This window comes from Paenibacillus pabuli NBRC 13638, assembly GCF_001514495.1.
GTDB lineage: Bacteria > Bacillota > Bacilli > Paenibacillales > Paenibacillaceae > Paenibacillus > Paenibacillus pabuli.
The window spans coordinates 12,435-30,766 of sequence record NZ_BCNM01000006.1 but is presented as its reverse complement, the minus strand read 5'-3'; the positions used below and the strand labels follow the sequence as shown (position 1 = coordinate 30,766).

Here is an 18,332-nt window from a genome sequence, read left to right as displayed (position 1 = left end):
TTATTGATCCGATTCATTTTTATCTCCATGGTAGCCTTGGTCGCCATACGGCTCCAGCTGATCGAACCAGCGGTCTACCAATTTGGCTAATGCGTCCTTGGAATCGAAGTACGGGCTGTCTTCTTTTTTCAGCTTCTCCAGCACTTCGATGACAAAGGCATCTTCCCCATATTCATTCCATTCCGCTTGCAATTGACGATTGAGGTGGCTGCCCATTTGCAGCATAAACTTCTGACCATTAAGGGTTTTCAGATTCAGTGTGCTATCAAGAAACACTTTCCCGTTGCGTTCATTGCGGATCTGATAGACTCCCGCCTCCGTTTTGATCTCCTTGGCCTGCTCCTGCAATTCTTTGCGACGATTCATTTTTTCATGCTCCCCTTTCTCTGCTCCTGACTCTGAACCTGTTCCTTTACGTCTTTGCTTCTTTCCTTTATCATCCTGATCACCAGCGTTTTCCAGCCAATATTGGCTCCCATCTTCCTCGCGCCTCATCAAGCCAAAGTCGATCATATACCTGCGAAGCTCCACATAATCGCCATAAACCTGTTTCAACAGCTCATTGACCTGTTTCTCGGTATATTGTTGTCCGGGTTCAAATCGTTTGGCTATCTCGGTCAGCACGATCCATTTATGTTTTTGCTGTATATGAAAAGTCGTCAACGGTCCCTCTGTACCCTCGGGGAAATATTTGCGCAGCACCTTCTCCCGATCCTGTTCCGTTATTTCGAATTGATCCCGGTTGATGGTCTGCACATGTCTTGTCACAGGCAGCACCAGCTCTGCAGGCGCATGAGTATCCTTGCTCTTGAGCAGTTCCATCAGTGCCAGAAAAATTTTGGCCTGCCGCTCTTTCTCCTTCAGCACAAAGCGATGATTGCGGATGGTGGAAGCACTCCCGATTCCGAGCGCCTTCTGCACCTCGGTGTCCTTCTTCCCTTCGTAAAATTGACCCAGCATGCCCCGCTGAACATCGGACAATCCGGTAATACTTTTCTCCAGCTCCAGCAAATATTCGAACACTGATCCGTGAGTCTTCTCGATATGAACACGCATATAACGTTCTGCTTCGTAAAGTACGCCTTCTTCCGGGTATATAATGCCCGCTTCGGTTCTATAGCCACAGCAGACACATATGAATGCAGGTTCTTCCTTCACATATCCGCACTTGATCTCTTCAAGTGAGGCGGTTTGCAACAACGATTCCGATGATTTCATTGAATTGGCTCCTTGGATTCGATTTAATAGGTTTAATGGTTTTTATGGTTTTAAAGGATTTATAGGATTTAAAGATGTTTACATTGATAACAATTCATGATCCCTTTATATATTATTCGTTAATCATTTGTTTTTTTGTTTGTATATTTATAGATATAATATTGTTTTGTTTGTTTTTTGTCAAGTTGAAGTAGACTATATATGTTATCGATAAAAATGAATCGAGAGCGCTCCAATACCAAAAGGGTTGTCCCGAAGTCATGAGCATGACGTAGGACAACCCTTGTTTTAGTATTATTTTTACGCTAATGAACCCGGCACACGTTGCTCGCTCCGATTTACCCAGGACTGAGATCTTAGCGAATCCCAGAGACGTTATTTCGTCGATTAAGGCGCAGCAGGTTCGTTAGCACATCGGTTATAACTTGAATCGCTCAATCATGTTTTGCAGATCTTCAGCCATACGGGACAATGCCGCCGAAGAAGCTGCAACCTCTTCCATCGTAGCGAGCTGCTCCTGTGCAGCGGCTGAACCATCTTCGGTTCCTGAGGCAATCTGATCCGATAGAACAATCGTGTCATTGACCGCTTTGGTTACATGACCCATGCCCCCATCAATCTGACGGGATGCGGCCGACACTTCGCCTGCCTGTGCTGCAACCAACTGTACAGCGTTGCGAATATCTCTGAATGCCTCGCCAGCTTCCGTAATCATTTGCGAGCCCTTGATCATTCCCTCCCCTGTACGGGCAAAGGTAGACTGCACTGCATTTGTTTTCTCTTGCATTTCGCGCATCAGTTCATTAATTCGTTCAGCGGCGCTGCCCGAATTGTTAGCCAGCGACTTCACTTCATTGGCAACGACGGCAAACCCACGACCCTGTTCACCCGCTCTTGATGCTTCAATGGAAGCATTCAAGGCAAGGATATTGGTCTGTTTGGCAATAGCCGTAATCTCGGCCACGATGTCTAGAATCTCTTCATTTTTGGCTCGAAGATCCTGAATGACCGCAACCATCGCCTCACTATCATCATTCACCTGCTGAATATGAGTCACTGCCTCTTCCACCGTAACCATGCCCGCTTCAGACTTGGTAGAGGCTTCAACAGCGATACGAGCCGTGTCTTCGGCACTTGATGAGATTTCCTTGATTCCGATCGACATCTCACCTACAAGTTGGCCAGTTGCAGCAAGGCTATCGTTTTGTTTAGTCGTCCCTGCCGCTGCATCCTGCATCAGTTCAGCCACCTGCTCGGTCGCCTTGGATGTCTGTTCCGAACTTGCCATCAGTTCCTCAGAGGATGCAGCCAATTGGCTCGACGTATCATGCACTTCTCCAAGAACGTTACGGAGCGAGGAAGTCATGGTATCAAAGCTTTCTCCGAGTTGCCCGAACTCGTCCCGACGCTGTAGTCCCACCCGTACAGTCAGATCCCCAGCACTTACTTTGGATGCTGCCTGCGTTAACTGCAACAACGGACGGTGGATGCTGCGAATAATGAATATGAGCAGAACAATACCAACGATCAGTGAAGTCCCTACCAAAGTGAAGGCTCGTATCATGATCGGTCTGACCGCATCAGCTGCCTCGGAAGGAACCATCTCACCAACAATTTTCCAACCAGTCGCAGGATTTGTATAATATACAGCTTCTAATTCCTGTCCATCATAGGTGTACTTTACGGTTCCTGTGTCTTTTGTGTACATCTCATTAATATAGCTTTCATCGGACTGTACACCCGATTCGATCTTGTAATGGAACAGGAACTTCCCGCCATTATCCAGCATATACATTTTTCCCTTTTCACCAATATGTATCTTATCAACGGATTCCTTCAAATGGTTGAGACTGACATTGGCACCAAACACCCCTTTGCCATCGGACAGTTTGGCGGCCGCAGTCACAACCCATTCCCCCGTAGTTACCGATTGGAACGTGTCCGAGATAGTCGGTTCATCTTCTGACATGCCCATGGTATACCAGCTGCGTTCCCGCGGATCATAGATCTGCTGTCCGGGATCAGGTGACTTCATCCAGCTGCCATCTTCAGCACCCGCGGTTAATACACCTAATTCTTGGTGTGCCTTGGACATACGATCCATCTGTCTTTGAACCGCTGGTGATTTATTGATAATATCTGCTGAAGTAATACCCGCGGCAAACTGCGCTGCGTTATCCTTCTCCATATCCAGCATTTGAGTAATTTGCAGACTTAGCATTTCCGTTTTCGCCTGGGCAGAACGAATGATTTCTTCCCTGACCTGATCTGCTGCTTTTTGATAAGATAACCACCCCACACTAATGCTCGGTACAATCAGGAACAGGAGCAACACAGCGATCAGGCGTTTTTTTACAGTTAATGTAAACCAATTACGAATCCTTTTCTTCATTATAACTATCCCCCATCATCATCTTCACCCATCTTTTTATCGGACAGACCCGGTGAAAATATTATGTATGGATACTAAATTCATTCGAAATTTTATTATTTCTGTTAGGATAATAAAAAATGAGGCTCTTTCCCCGTTTTGACCCTCTCTGCGAGATCGTTTACAATGCTCATAAGCTGGTTATCCATGAAACGATTGGAAGGAGAGGATTTGAATCTTACGCAATTCCCATCTGAAACAACCTGTTATCTCTATCTATTCATCCATTTTCCGTATTTTATTTGCACTCATTCTGGTTGCTGGTCCCGTTCTGGGCCAATTTGGTGCGGCAGCATCCGCTGCAACGCTGGAACAGACCGTTCATGTTAAAGTTGATGGTAAACAACAATCATGGAAGAACCAACCGTTGGTCATCAAAGGAACTACGTTTGTACCGCTTCGAGATGTTGTTGATTCCGTTAAGGGTACTCTGAAGTGGAATGCCCCTACCAAAACGGCAACCATCACCTATGGACGGGACAAGCTTGTTCATCAGGCTGGCAGCGAATCCATTAAGGTCAACCATGTCCGCCTGAACTCCGGTGTGAGTTCCAGAACGGTGAATGGTACGTTGATGGTACCGGTAAGACTCGTAGCGAACGCACTGAAGGCCGACATCAAGGTGCAACGTATGGCTTCAGGACAGATGAGCGTTGATATTGAAACGGATAAAGTAAGCCTCCTCAACAATGAAGTCGCCAGTGTAGATGGCTACTTGCGTGAAATACATTATCCAGGTATGGCACTGATCGCTCGCAAAGGTGAAGTCCTTCTTCGCCAAGGCTATGGACTTGCAGATGAACAGACGCTGAATCGTCCGGATCAGAAGACCAGGATTGCTTCACTAAGCAAATCCTTTACTGCAGCCTCTATTCTTAGTTTGGCGGAAAAAGGAAAGCTGGATGTCCATGACCCTATCTCCAACTACATTTCCGGTATACCGAAGGGTGACAAGATTACCCTGCATATGCTGTTATCCCAAACTTCAGGTCTCCCCTCTGCATTTGGACGGGGTGAAGGGACTCCATTGGAAGAAACCGTGGAGGAGATCCGGCACAAAACATTAAAATTTGAACCCGGCAGTGCCTATCTTTACAGCAACAGCGGTTATGTCCTGCTCGCTTATGTCATTGAACAAGTATCCGGCATGAGTTATGCAGATTATGTACAGCAGACTATTTTGGAGCCACTGGGCATGAACAATTCCGGTGAAGCCTCCCGCAAGGTCCATACGATTAGCGGATTCGTTGCAAACGATAACAGGTGGGTAACTGCCCCTTATTATGTTTCACAATCGGGTTCAGGAACGATCTACTCTACCGTGGACGATATGCTGAAATGGGATCGTGCACTGTACGGCGATCAGATTCTGAGTCAGGATACGATTGAACAGATGTACAAGCCATATTCGGATAAAAACTATGGCTATGCATGGATTCTCAAGGAAAAAAATGAAAATCGCACCGTCTTCCATAATGGAAGCGGCGGCGGTTTTGCTACAGCCTTTTCACGCAATCTATCCGACGATATTACAATTATATTGCTCGGTAACCATGCAGGTATGGACATGACTTCACTTATGGATGAGGTCGAAGAAAAGACAGCTAAGGCTCTGAATCTGCACTAACCACCTGATTCGCTATACAGCGAAAAGGCTGTTCCATAAGTCATGCTCATGACTTATGGAACAGCCTTTATGTATGATTAGGTCAACCGGAATACAGGTTGGCTTTTTTAATGGACACAGGAAGCTTCCCGGCAAAAGGAATATGCCCCATCAGCGCCCGAGCGGTGCTCTCCATGGCAAGCGGTCTGCTCTCGTACGCAGCCACATAGACCTGCACATCCGGGATTGCCAGCAGATCATAGGGACTTCGCAAAGCGACAACAGCCAGAGGCTTGCCCAATTGCTGCAGCCAGCCGATCAACCTGCACTGCGGATCACCGGAGGCACTGCCTGCATTATACGTCCCCACCACAATCTGGCGAATGTCATCCTCTTCCGCAGCCTGGAGCAGACGGGCAGAACGTATGGCAACTTCCTCTGGGGTGACCGTTATATCCACAACATCCAGACCGCAATGTGTCAAAGCCGAACCCAGGGTAACCACCTGAGTCAGCTGTTCGTCGGCGATCGTCGTCACAGATGTGGCAACCGTAATGACCAGCGTACGTTCCAGTTTCAAAGGCAGCATATTCAGCTGATCCCGCACCCATGTGATGCTGTTCTCACTGATTCGTCGAGCCACCTCTTGGTGTAACGGATGGTTACGCTCTGAACGCTTGAATGGAGCTGGATCAGTTGACGCCTCAGAGGAAAGTCGGGTTGATACCCCACCACGCACTTCATGATCACCTGCGTTCATTTCTTGCCTCAGCAGGCCTCGTTTGGCCTTGTACTTTAGCAGCCGAGTTACCGATTCATCAATGCGGGCCTCGCTGATTCGTCCGCTCTGCACGGCTGCCAGCAGCGCTTCATAGGCCCCTGCCTGAAGATGAGCTGTATGGCTGATCAACACCAGATCTGCGCCGGCTTCTACTGCCATTACCGCTGCATCGACAGTGCCATAATTGACAGCAATCGCGTCCATCTCCATACAATCTGTCACGATCATGCCTTCATAACCCAGTTCCTGACGAAGCAATCCGCTTAACACGGCTTGCGACAGTGTTACAGGCAGACGCTCCGGTTCCAGAGCCGGAAAATAAATATGTGCCGACATTATCGCATCGACACCTGCCGCTATGGCAGCCCGGAACGGAATCAATTCCACCTGCTCTACCCGTTCCCGATCATGGGTGATGACCGGGAGATCCAGATGCGAATCGGTGTCCGTATCCCCATGTCCCGGGAAATGTTTGGCTGTCGCTGACATGCCAGCATCTTGTACTCCTGCAATGCTCCTGGCCCCATATGCTGCCACGGACTGCGGTGATTCCCCAAATGAACGCACCCCGATTACCGGATTGGCGGCGTTGTTGTTTACATCCAGGACCGGAGCAAAGTTCATGTTAATGCCCATGGATCTCAGCTCCACCCCACTGATATAGGCTGCCTGGTATGCATCCTCGATGGAACCTGCTGCGGCAATCGCCATCTGTCCCGGCATCAGGGCAATCCCTTCGGTAATCCGGGCTACCATGCCGCCCTCCTGATCAATGGATACCCAGAGCGGCACATGACCACTCTCGACAGCAATCCGTTGCAGTCCCGACGAGAGCCGCTCTACCTGCTCCGGTGACTCGATGTTGCGCGCAAAATAGATTACGCCGCCAATGGGATACTTTCGCAGAAAAGCATCCACATCACCGGCAGCCTCGGTGCCATGAAAGCCGCAAAGCAGCATTTGTCCAATTTTTTCACGCAGGGTCATCTGTTTCAGCTTCAACGGGTATATCTCCTTTGGCCCACTCATTCCATGCCTCCTCCCCATGACAAACATCATCCGTACATTACGGCGACATTCTATTGATGAATTTCACTCTTTATGGGTATAGCAAAAACGGCTTCCGCCGTTCCTTCCATTCCTCTGCCTGTACATTCCATGCTTCCATCAAGCGTACTAATTCTTCACGGTCATGAATGACATCCCTAACTTTCCTGCCTCCGGTCAATAGATCAATAAAATAACGGGAACCCGGCTGCGGCGGCTCCAACCAGCGAAATTGCTCCGGATAGAGTGATACCAGTTCATGCAAAAGCACCAGACCTGTATCTACCGCCCGGAATGCCCTGCGGTCTGTCACGAAAATCCTCACACCTCCGCAGAGCTCACCCGCATGTTTGGAGAAGGTTGGCGACATGTACACCGGATGTACATGCACTCCCTCCAGTTCGTGTTCCCGAAAGCGTTCTGCCAGACGCTCACCGTCTACCCACGGTGCTCCAATCCACTCAAATGGACGGGTCGTACCTCTACCTTCCGATATATTCGTGCCTTCGAACAGGCAAGTACCCGCATATACCCGTACACTGTCCAAGGTAGGCATGTTGGGAGAGGGCAGCATCCAGGGAAGCTCGCAATCGGTAAACTCCATCGTGCGCTGCCATCCTTCCATTGCAATTACATCCACCTCACAGGGTACGTCCACCTCACTGTTGACCAACAGGGCCAATTCACCAATCGTCAGTCCGGTGCGGACAGGAACACGCCAAGCGCCAACGAGTGATTCATATCCTTCGCTCAGCACACCCCCTTCCACTACATCCCCGCCCAGCGGATTGGGACGGTCCAGCACCAGCAGGCGCTTGCCTGTTTCGGCGCAGCCTTTCATCATGTGGAACAAGGTTGATGCATACGTGTAATAACGGATGCCCACATCCTGGATATCAAACAGCACCGTATCCACCTCAGCCAGCATCGCAGGCGTAGGCTTCTTGTGTTCCCCATAAAGGCTGAACACAGGGATGCCCAGACGCGGATGCAGCTTGTCCCCGAATCGGACACCAGCCTGAAGCTCACCATCCAGCCCATGCTCACACGCATAAAGCGCAGTAAGCTTCGTATCCGCCAATCCGGCACAAACATCCACCGTAGAGACAAAATCAGCCGTAATACCTGTGGGGTTCGTCATCAGGCCAATACATGTATCCTTTAACCAGAGGTGGGAGAGACCTGCCGACAAGAGATCAACTCCAGTTCTTGCGCCCATCACACATTCCCCTGGCTTATCCACCCCGTATGTTGGTGGTCATTGCCGCCGGATGGGACAGGTTCCTCTTCCGGTTCCAGCACATTAAGGGCGACCTTATGCTGATAGATGGCAAACATGCCCGCGAACAGCGCTCCGAAGCCAACAACCGTCAGCATTAGCAATGCCATCAGACACAGCGCCTGAAAACAGGCCCCCATCGTGTACCCCGGATGGCGGAAGAATAGCTTCACACTTTCCCCCATCGCCTGAATGATGCCCATGTTCTTTTGCAGAACAAGCTGCCAGGTATAGAACTGTGACATCAGTGCCATAAGGACAAAGAACGTTTGGAACATGCTCACCGCTGTACCTGTAATTCCGCCCTGTCCGCCGTAATACCACCAGGTTGACCAGAGAATGAAGCCAAGCACGGCGAAAAGCACACCTACTGCTCCTCCCGGGATGAACCCCTTCATCGTCCCGTTCCAGATATCCTTATACCCATTGCGGCGTTCCTTGCGTTCCAGCCTGTGATGCACGGCATAACTGACACCGAACAGGATTGGCATATACATCACGGCCAGCAGCAGCACTGCGATTGGCAGCGGAGCAAACATCAGAATAGGCACCAACACGATAGAGCTGATAACACTGTACAGGGCCACCGGAATAATATCCCGATAGATTTCTGCCCCCGACTTGACCAACACTTCACTCAGCTTACGCATCTCCACACTCCCTTTCTTGCAGTTCCTTCCTCATCCAGCTCGTTTCTTATTCCCGTCCAATCGCCAGCTCCGTCTCCGGGTCAAAAAAATGCGCCTTACGCAGGTCCAGTACAAAATTTTTGTCCATTCCTACATAAGCATGTGTTTCCGGGTGAACCTTGGCCGTAACAGTACGGGCACCCGAATGGAAATACACCAGATTCTCGGAGCCCAGATGCTCCACAACTTGAACCCGCGCCTGCAGCATATGGTCTGTCGGGATATTCGGAGCGACATCGTCACCAAAAATATGCTCTGGACGCAGACCCATAATCACCGGCTTGCCTTGATGGCTTTGAAGACGAGCGAGTACATCCTCTGGTAAGGTGAATGATGCATCGTCCACGACAACCTGCGTGCCTTCAATTCGGGCATCAATGAAGTTCATCGCCGGAGAACCGATAAATCCGGCAACAAACATATTACGTGGACTCGCATACAATTCTTTCGGTGAAGCCACCTGCTGAATATCTCCATGATTCATAACCACGATGCGCTCCCCAAGTGTCATGGCCTCCACCTGATCATGCGTGACGTATACAATTGTGGCACCGAGCCGCTTATGCAGCTCGCCCAATTCCACCCGCATCTGTACCCGCAGCTTCGCATCCAGATTGGAGAGCGGCTCGTCGAACAGAAATACCTGCGGATCACGAACGATCGCACGCCCTACCGCCACACGCTGGCGCTGACCACCGGACAGCTCGCGCGGTTTGCGCTCCAACATCGCCTCCAGCCCCAGAATGGAGGCAGCATTCTGTACCTGTTCATCAATATAGGATTTGGGCTTCTTGAGATTTTTCAGACCAAAGGACAGATTCTCACGGATGGTCATATGCGGATAAAGTGCATAATCCTGAAATACCATCGCGATATCGCGATCCTTCGGATGCAGGTCGTTCACGACCCGTTCCCCGATGACAATATCACCGCTCGTCTGTTTTTCCAGTCCCGCAATCATCCGCAGTGACGTCGTCTTGCCACAGCCCGAAGGACCCACAAAAACCACGAATTCCTTATCTTCTATAACAAAGTCCGAGCCGGCCACAGCCGTGAACGTTCCTTTATGATCGTCTTTGAATTCTTTGCGCACTTGGCGAAACTCCACGCGTGCCATAGGTAGATCCCCCTTTACGTTGTCGCTTGTCCTGAACTAACAGTTAACCTTTTACCGCACCGATCGTAATACCCTGTAGGAAATAACGTTGCAGCGAGAAAAACAGAATGATCATCGGCAGCGCACCAATCGTTGCCCCTGCCATCATGGCGCCGAAGTCCGTTGATTCGGCAAATACGAACGAGGCCAGCCCCACCTGCACGGTACGCATCTCGTTGGAATTCGTGATCAGGAATGGCCAGAAAAATTCATTCCACGAAGCGACAAACGTGAAAATCGCCAGCACCGCGATCCCTGGCTTCGCCATCGGCAGGATCACTTTCCAGAAGATGCCGAACTCGCTGCATGCATCAATACGTGCAGCATGAATCAGTGATGTGGGCAGGGTTGACATGAACTGTTTCATCAGGAATATGTTCCCTACACTGACGGCAGCAGGCAGAATAATGGCCGTGTACGTATCCCCTAGGTCAAACACGTTGACCATCAGAATGTACAGGGGAATCAGCGTCACCTGTGCCGGAATCATCATCGTCCCCAGCAGGGTCCAGAATACCGCCTGGCTTCCCGGGAATTTCAGTTTGGCGAACGCATATCCCGCCAGGGAGGCGAAGAACACATTCGTCACAGTCAGAATGACCGAGATAAGCAGCGAGTTGTACAGCCAGCGCCAGGCATCGGTTTTGGCAAAAAAGCGCTCATATGGTGATAACGACAGCTGCTCCGGGATCATCTGCGGTTTGAAGGAAGCCGACATAGCACTATCCTGCACCGAACCGACCAGCATCCAGTACATCGGAATGACCGTCACCAGTGCCCAGACCACCAGCAGAATGGATGCAACGACAAGCAGTGTCTTTTTCTGTGTTGATTTCATGGATTTCATTCACCCCCGGATGCTTAATGCAACATGCTCTAATAGTCCTTAATACTCAATATCGCTGGAGAAATATTTGAACTGGATGACGGAGATAACAATGATAATAATCGCCAATACAAATGACTGTGCAGAAGCCAATCCGAACTCATAGAACTTGAATGCCGTCTCGTAGATCAGGTAAGCGATTGTAGTTGTCGCAAAGTTCGGACCACCCTGTGTCATCAGATATACCGAGATGAACACCTGGAAAGACGTGATTACACCCGTCACGAGCAGATACAGCGTCGTCGGTTTGAGGAGCGGCCATGTAATCTTGCTGAACTGGGTCCAGCCGCTGGCATGGTCAATATCCGCCGCTTCGTACAGCGATTTCGGAATACCGCCCATGGCTGCCAGATACAGAATAATGCCCGCTCCGTGCGATCCGAGCCAGTTCATCAGAATGAGTGAAAAGAGTGCCGTTCCCGACTGGCCCAGCCAGATCACCGGATCAAGGCCGAACAGACCGAGGAAGCGATTCAGCAGCCCTGAATCTGTCGGGTCAAAGATCGCCAGCCATACGATGGAGATGGTTACCCCGGATGCTACCGCAGGCAGGTACAATGTTGCTTTGAAGAACGTCTGCCACTTGCTTTTCATCTGGAAGATGAAGTAGGACAGTACAAATGTAATGAGAATATTGACCGGTACCGTTCCCACGGTGAAGATGATTGTATTTTTAATCGACTTCCAGAACGTCTCATCTTTCACCAAACGCTCGTAGTTATCCAATCCAACCCACGTCGAATTCATAATGTTGTATTTCTGGAAGCTCATCACTAGAGCCGTCAGAACAGGATACAGTGTGAAAATGAGAAACAGCAGGACAGGCGCCAAAATAAACAAATACGCCCACCCGTAGTCTCGCCAAAACCGGGCAGCCCGGGAAGTCCGGGGCACAGACGGTTTTGGCGCAAGGGCGGTCTGCATGGCGAATCCTCCTCTCCTAAATCAGTGTGGTTTTGCGTTATGTTTTATGGTCCGAGTTATTGTCCAAACATCTGCTGGCCTTTGTTCTTGAAGTCTTCTGCGATTTGCTCCGGTGTCTTCTCGCCCGAGAACAGCGCCTGAATGTTAGGCTTCACAACTTGTTCCTTGAATTGTTTTTGCTGTGATGCTTTGTCGATATCCAGTTCCAACACAACCGGCATGGCGATATTCTCTGCCATGACTTTCGCAGCAGCCTGATTATCCGGTTGACCAAGTTCTTTTCCTTTAAACAGATCTACCTGGGATTGTCTTACGAATGGGAGCGCCAGTTCATTGGCCGAGTTCCCTGCTTTGGCACCACTGAGTGCCTCCATGACCAGGAACGTATTTTTGGCATGCTGCTCACCTTTGTCCTTCTTCTGTTTGAAGGCTACATACCCTTCGCCACCCATCGTTGTTGCCGCAGGCTGATCGTCATTATGCGGTACAGGCAGCAGGACAAAATCAATTTTCTCCCCTTGCACCTTGCCATCATCAATATCCTTGTTGCGGTTCTGAATCATCACATCATAATAAGGAATCGCTTTGGAGATGATCGCCGTTTCACCCGCGTAGAACATATCCGTCCGTTTGGCTGGAGCAAGAGCAGCCGTTTCCTTCGGCATATACCCTTGATCCATCAGGTTTTTGATAAAAGAGAGAGTATCCAGAATGCGGCCATCATTCCATTGGAATGTGCCAGCTTTGTCGAGAACGTCAATCATGCCGTTGTTTCGGGACAGCATCTCAATGAAATCAAGCGAGGTTCCGTCGGTAACCAGTGCATATTGTTTCGCCCCGCCATCCAGCGTTTGGGTCAGCTTGGCTGCGGCAGCGTTGAATTCGGACCAGGTCCATCCATTTTGCTGAATGGATTTCCAGTCAATGCCGGCTTCCTCCAAAATGCGTTTGTTGCCACCCCATGCCCATTGGAATTGATACAACGGCAGTCCGTACTGTTTCCCCTGAATCTGGCCTAATTCAAGCGTACCTGGCAGATAGTCATCCTTGATCTCGGGTGTCAGGTAGCTGTCCAGCTCAAGCGCCAATCCCGTATTCACATATGTGCCGTCTACACTATGAAAGTAAAGATCCGGCGGATTGCCCGCGTTCAGAGCGACATCGAATTTTTTGGGCCCTTCCGCCCAGGAGAGCATTTCCGTCTTCACGGTAATGTTCGGGTGTTCTTTATTGAAATCAACGATCAGATCCTTCAGTTCATCTTCATATGTCCCATGTACTGGATAAGTCCATACGGTCACCGTATCTTCCGCATTCGGATCATCTGAAGCAGCACCCCCGCTATTCCCGCAGGCAGTAACCCAGACCATCATCAACAACATTGCCCATACCAGACCCTTCTTTTTCATCCCTTCATCTCCTTCGCGTGTCGTCTCCCGATTATTGCATTGCCTAACGATGCTACCCCTTTTGAAATCATCCATCCTTAAACGGCATAACTGGCCTATTGAGCGTGGCAGTAAGGAAAATGCACCTCCCCTATGGATTAGACCTGAACATACGCAGGATTAATCTCTTAAATGCAAGATTAACGTCAACTTAGTTAACATTAATAGTCTTAATTCCTTCCAAAATTGTAGATTGAGTTCATTATATGAGCTATGAAATAAAAATTCAACAATATTTTTTTTATTATAAAATTTAATTTTACTTTTTCATTTTATGCCTCTATACTATGTAAAAAGAAAACTCAAGCAAGCGAGGTGAGCCACTTTGCGAGTATATGTAGGCGTAGATGGAGGCGGTTCCAATACTGATGCAGCAGTCATTTCTGAATCTGGCGAGATTCTCGCCCGGGTCAGCGGCGGTCCCACGAATCCTCACAGCGTACCACCGGAACAAGCCCTTTCCGAACTGCAACGAGTGCTGGAACAGCTATTTAATCTAGGAAGTGATTTTTCGACAAATTGTGAGGGTATATGCCTCGGAATGTCAGGTGTAGATACGATCCAAGAACGGCAGCTTATAGCCGACGCCGTAACTAACTATATGAAGAGCCGAAACCGACAGGAATCAGAAAGCTGTCCAGTCTGGGTTGTATCCGAAGGAGAGATCGCCCTGATGGCCTCTCTCGGACATATTCACGGTGTACTATGCATCTCTGGGACTGGGTCCATCGTGTACGGATTTACGCTGGAAGGAGAACGATACCGTGCCGGAGGCTGGGGTCATCTGCTCGGAGATGAGGGGAGCGGCTATCGTATTGGACAGCGTGCACTCCAGGTGGTTATGCAGAGCTATGATGGTGTTCTGCCTCCAACCCGTTTAACCTCGCTTCTTCTAAAGAACCTGAACCTTCGGGATATATCGGAGCTAAAGGCACGGGTGTATCAGACGGATTGGGGCAAAACCGAGACAGCATCCATCGCCCGCCTTGCTATAGAAGCAGCGGAATCCGGGGATGAGGCCGCCCGGGCACTGATTATCGATGAAGCCGCACAATTGGCGGATACCGCCAAGGCGCTGATTGCCCGTCATCCCGAATTTGCAGCCACTCAGGTTGTCCTGTCCGGATCATTGTTTCGATACGCTGCGCTTTTCCGAAATACATTTATTCAGAAGTTGTCGGGATATTATGGAGAGTTGGATTTTGTGTATCGTGAAGACGCCCCCGCTCCAGCGGTTGGTGCAGCACAACTGGCGAGAAGACGCAGTTCCCTGAATGAATCATTTTAAAAGAGAGAAGGAGGCCATACAGATGAATCACATGCTGAACTCATTACTAACAGAACAACCCAATCCACTAACGGATCATATAGATGAACTGCCTTCGGCAGAAATTATGGAACTGATCAATAAGGAAGATCAACGGATCGCGAAGCTCATTCAGCCGCTAATTCCGGTCATTGCCCAAGCGGCGGACCGGATCTTGGAGGCCTTTCAGTCTGGTGGCAGGCTGTTCTATGTAGGTGCAGGCACCAGTGGACGATTGGGAATACTTGATGCTTCGGAATGTCCGCCTACCTACGGAACCCCTCCCTCCATGGTGCAGGGTATTATTGCAGGAGGATTCCGGGCAGTGAAGGACCCTGTTGAAGGTGCTGAAGATAGTGAGGAATTGGGAGCCGCGGACCTGGATGAACACGGATTAGACGAAAACGATGTTGTGGTTGGCATTGCAGCCAGTGGGCGAACCCCATATGTGCTGGGTGCGATGAGACACGCCAAGGAGATCGGAGCTGCTGTGATCAGCCTGAGTAACAACGCAGGTACGCCGATGACCCTTTTGGCTGATGTGAGCATCGAGGCTGTTGTTGGCCCGGAGGTTGTCATGGGTTCAACACGTATGAAGGCAGGCAGCGCCCAGAAAATGATTCTAAACATGCTCACCACGACCGCCATGATTCGTCTGGGCAAGGTTTACCGTAATTTCATGGTCGATCTGAACCCTTCGAACGAAAAGCTTGTCCATCGGGCCAAACGCATGATCCATTTGGCAACCGGAGCGAACGAAGCGGACATTGAGCAGGCTTTTGCCGGTGCAGACGGTCATGTAAAAACGGCGATCGTCATGCTGATGGCAGGTGTGGACGCCGTAGAAGCTCAGCGCAGACTGGACCTGGCGGACGGATTTGTCCGCAGCGCTATTGTGGGTCCTTCCTGAGTTTATGCAGGACAGCAAAGCCTTGAAGTTGAACGAGCCCGACATTAGGTCTGGGCTCGTTCTTATTTTTTTATACTAAAAGCGGATATAGTCCGTCAAAAAATCCCCTCCTGAATAAACAGAAAGGGATTGATATGGTTCTACTTCACTTATGCTTCAGAATAGCCTGCCGGCTCTTCTCCAAATATTCCACCGACTGGTTGTAGTCTCGGCTGGCAATCGCCAGATACAAAATGTCGATCACATTCAGCTGTGCAATCCGTGACGAAGTTGCTCCGCTCCGGATATCGCTTTCGGTGGAAGTAATCATCAGGGGCACATCCGCCAGACTGCTGAGCGTATTGCTCCCCCACTTGGTAATGCTAATCGTCGCAGCACCGCCTTCACGAGCATGCTTCAGACAGGAGATCACGTTCGAAGTCTCCCCTGAATACGAGATACATACCACCGCATCATCTTCGCGAAGCGTCGTTGCGGAAGAAATCTGCATATGCGGATCGGCGAACGAAAGGCTTGTGCGATTGATTCGCATGAACTTGTAGTGTGCATCCAGCGCAATCAGATTGGAGGCCCCCACCCCATAGAAAAAGATCCGGTTCGCCCGATGAAGCACGTCCACTGCCTGTTCCACCAGACGCGGGTCCAAAATATGAACGGTATCCTTCACCGACTGAATATTGTTTGCGGACACATGCTGAATAATGCTCTCCATGGAGTCATGGGGACGAATCTCCGTATATTGGTACTGCTCACCTGTCTGCAAATCTCCGGCAATCTTCAGCTTCAGCTCCTGAAAACCCGTTACACCCAGTGATTTGCAGAGACGGATAATGGCAGCTGGGCTGCCACCGCTCCGTTCAGACAGCTGTGCCACCGAGGACTGAACCGTCTCTTGGGGATGATCGAGAATGTAAGCTCCGATCTTTCGTTCCGACGGAGTCAAGTCATCCATTAATGCGCGTAAACGTACAAGTCCACCTTTCATGCCTTCCATCCGCTCCTCCTTTCCGTACTGCCTTCATGTACAAGCATTTTATCCTATAATTCCAATAGAGTCTAATTGATTAAACGCCGTTGCATAGCCAACTCATTCAAAAGCCTTGCTGCACTACAGTGTCAGGTTGCCCGATATGACGGCGTGTTTCGCGCCGGTTACTGCCGGAAGCGTGTTGGTTCTGCCCATGAGTGCCTCATGGCCAAGGAGTGCAAACCCAATCGCTTCGCGGGCATCATCCGGTATACCATAGTCTGCTGTTCGCTCCAGACGGATGCCTTCCGGGAGTCTCTGACGGATCATCTCCATTAACGTGGCATTGGAAGTGCCACCACCGCAGGCGAGCATGGCCGATATGTGTACCTTGGGCAGGATAAAATCCTTTACGGCCCGCACGATTGTCTCCGCGGTCAGACAGGTGGCGGTAGCCAGCGTATCCTCCAGAGATAAAGAACGTGCAGCAGCCATCTCCATCAAGCGTGCTGCATATGCCGCACCGTACACTTCACGTCCGGTGCTCTTGGGAGGCAGTCTTTTGAAATAATCATCATCCAAATATAGATCCACCAGATCCGGATTGAACTTTCCCTGTGCGGCGATGCTTCCATCCGGATCATAGTGCTGCCGCCCACCTGTCGCCTGGCGTACGATCGCGTCCATCACCATATTGCCAGGACCCGTATCAAAAGCCGAAATGCCTTCATTAGAAGACGCTGATGGCAGCACCGTAACGTTGCCAATACCGCCGATATTTTGCACCAGTCGTCCTTCCTCCGGACTGCGAAACATCAACGCATCAGCATAAGGGGTAAGGGGCGCGCCCTCACCGCCAGCCGCCATATCCCGTGCCCGCAAATTGCCGATCACGGGCAGGCCTGTTCGTTCACGTACAACGGCGCATTCGCCAATCTGCAACGTGGACACCACTGGAAGACTCTCTCCTGTTGGCCCTGGAAAAGCCGAAGCTACAGGAGCGTGCCATACGGTCTGTCCGTGCATGCTGATTGCATCCACCTGCCCGGATGAGATTCCTGAGGATCGAATAAGTTCTCTGACACTGTGAGCATACCACTCCGATACGCCAAAATGTGCAGTCGTCAGCTCATCCACGCGTGCCGTCTCCGGTGAACATAGTCGAATCAGCACGTCTCTCAATTCATTGGAGTAAGGTACGCAGACAAAGTCAACCAGATCGATCTTTTGCAATGCCCCACTGTCATCTGTCAAAATACGCACCAATGCCGCATCCGTCCCGTCGAGGGACGTGCCTGACATTAGTCCAATGATGTAATGCTCCCGTTTCAAGCGATATTGCTCCCACATCGGATAGCTGCCTGTATCCATCCATTCACAACCTCCCGCCAGACCCGATGAACACGTCATCCTGCCATAATTTCACCCAGTATATGATATAAAATTTCACAAGTCAAATATTTTATGAAATTTAATTACACTCTTCCAAACATAGCTAATCTTTGTCAAAACTGAAATGCTTACAAGATGTTTTTTGTGATATGAATATTTAGATTAAAGGAATCGAAAAAATCCGGGGATAACAGCGATCGGAAGGTTGTTCTGACCGCGTAGTGACCAGTGTAAATATTTTTCAGTTGAATATAAATAGATAAATAACGATCAAAAAAGAAACATTTTTACA

14 protein-coding genes are annotated in these 18,332 nt (G+C 49.8%); 3 read left to right on the top strand and 11 right to left on the bottom strand.

The window, feature by feature from the left end:
• Together PPA03S_RS10035 and PPA03S_RS10030 are read right to left on the bottom strand one after the other, a co-directional pair.
• Window positions 1–1,218, bottom strand: a complete 1,218-nt coding sequence (locus PPA03S_RS10035; protein ID WP_062322354.1) for a DUF2087 domain-containing protein — start codon at window positions 1,216–1,218, stop codon at window positions 1–3.
• Between the two features lie 418 nt (window positions 1,219–1,636).
• Window positions 1,637–3,610: a methyl-accepting chemotaxis protein gene (locus PPA03S_RS10030; protein WP_062322352.1), complete on the bottom strand. Its 1,974-nt coding sequence runs from the start codon at window positions 3,608–3,610 to the stop codon at window positions 1,637–1,639.
• A 214-nt stretch (window positions 3,611–3,824) separates the two neighbouring features.
• On the opposite strand from PPA03S_RS10030, the gene PPA03S_RS10025 reads away from it, so the two are divergent.
• Window positions 3,825–5,276 (top strand): serine hydrolase domain-containing protein, encoded by a 1,452-nt coding sequence (locus PPA03S_RS10025; RefSeq protein ID WP_411835344.1) that lies wholly within the window; start codon window positions 3,825–3,827, stop codon window positions 5,274–5,276.
• Window positions 5,277–5,358: 82 nt separating this feature from the next.
• On the opposite strand, the gene nagZ is transcribed toward PPA03S_RS10025, so the two are convergent.
• From nagZ to PPA03S_RS09990, 7 genes are all read right to left on the bottom strand, one after another.
• Complete coding sequence (nagZ, locus tag PPA03S_RS10020) at window positions 5,359–7,065, bottom strand: beta-N-acetylhexosaminidase (RefSeq protein WP_062322349.1); 1,707 nt, start codon at window positions 7,063–7,065, stop codon at window positions 5,359–5,361.
• A gap of 70 nt (window positions 7,066–7,135) precedes the next feature.
• A complete protein-coding gene (locus PPA03S_RS10015; RefSeq protein WP_062322347.1) occupies window positions 7,136–8,302 on the bottom strand; it encodes a DUF1343 domain-containing protein in 1,167 nt (388 codons plus the stop codon).
• Window positions 8,302–9,012 (bottom strand): hypothetical protein, encoded by a 711-nt coding sequence (locus PPA03S_RS10010; protein WP_062322345.1) that lies wholly within the window; start codon window positions 9,010–9,012, stop codon window positions 8,302–8,304. The genes PPA03S_RS10015 and PPA03S_RS10010 overlap by 1 nt, the downstream gene beginning before the upstream one ends.
• Window positions 9,013–9,058: 46 nt before the next feature.
• On the bottom strand, window positions 9,059–10,168 hold the full coding sequence (locus tag PPA03S_RS10005) for an ABC transporter ATP-binding protein (RefSeq protein ID WP_062322343.1): 1,110 nt from the start codon (window positions 10,166–10,168) through the stop codon (window positions 9,059–9,061).
• A gap of 43 nt (window positions 10,169–10,211) precedes the next feature.
• A complete protein-coding gene (locus tag PPA03S_RS10000; RefSeq protein WP_062322342.1) occupies window positions 10,212–11,045 on the bottom strand; it encodes a carbohydrate ABC transporter permease in 834 nt (277 codons plus the stop codon).
• A 48-nt stretch (window positions 11,046–11,093) separates the two neighbouring features.
• The gene (locus PPA03S_RS09995) at window positions 11,094–12,017 is read right to left on the bottom strand and encodes a carbohydrate ABC transporter permease (RefSeq protein ID WP_062322340.1); all 924 of its coding nucleotides are present in this window, start codon (window positions 12,015–12,017) and stop codon (window positions 11,094–11,096) included.
• 56 nt (window positions 12,018–12,073) lie between these two features.
• A complete protein-coding gene (locus PPA03S_RS09990) occupies window positions 12,074–13,426 on the bottom strand; it encodes an ABC transporter substrate-binding protein (protein WP_062322338.1) in 1,353 nt (450 codons plus the stop codon).
• A gap of 364 nt (window positions 13,427–13,790) precedes the next feature.
• On the opposite strand from PPA03S_RS09990, the gene PPA03S_RS09985 reads away from it, so the two are divergent.
• Together PPA03S_RS09985 and murQ are read left to right on the top strand one after the other, a co-directional pair.
• Entirely contained in the window at window positions 13,791–14,753 is a 963-nt protein-coding gene (locus PPA03S_RS09985) for an N-acetylglucosamine kinase (RefSeq protein ID WP_062322336.1), read from the top strand.
• Window positions 14,754–14,775: 22 nt separating this feature from the next.
• A complete protein-coding gene (gene murQ / locus PPA03S_RS09980) occupies window positions 14,776–15,681 on the top strand; it encodes an N-acetylmuramic acid 6-phosphate etherase (protein ID WP_062322334.1) in 906 nt (301 codons plus the stop codon).
• Window positions 15,682–15,826: 145 nt separating this feature from the next.
• On the opposite strand, the gene PPA03S_RS09975 is transcribed toward murQ, so the two are convergent.
• Entirely contained in the window at window positions 15,827–16,666 is an 840-nt protein-coding gene (locus PPA03S_RS09975; protein WP_062322763.1) for a MurR/RpiR family transcriptional regulator, read from the bottom strand.
• Between the two features lie 123 nt (window positions 16,667–16,789).
• Window positions 16,790–18,019, bottom strand: coding sequence for an anhydro-N-acetylmuramic acid kinase (locus PPA03S_RS09970; RefSeq protein ID WP_062322332.1), 1,230 nt, complete (start codon window positions 18,017–18,019; stop codon window positions 16,790–16,792).
• Window positions 18,020–18,332: the final 313 nt, after the last annotated feature.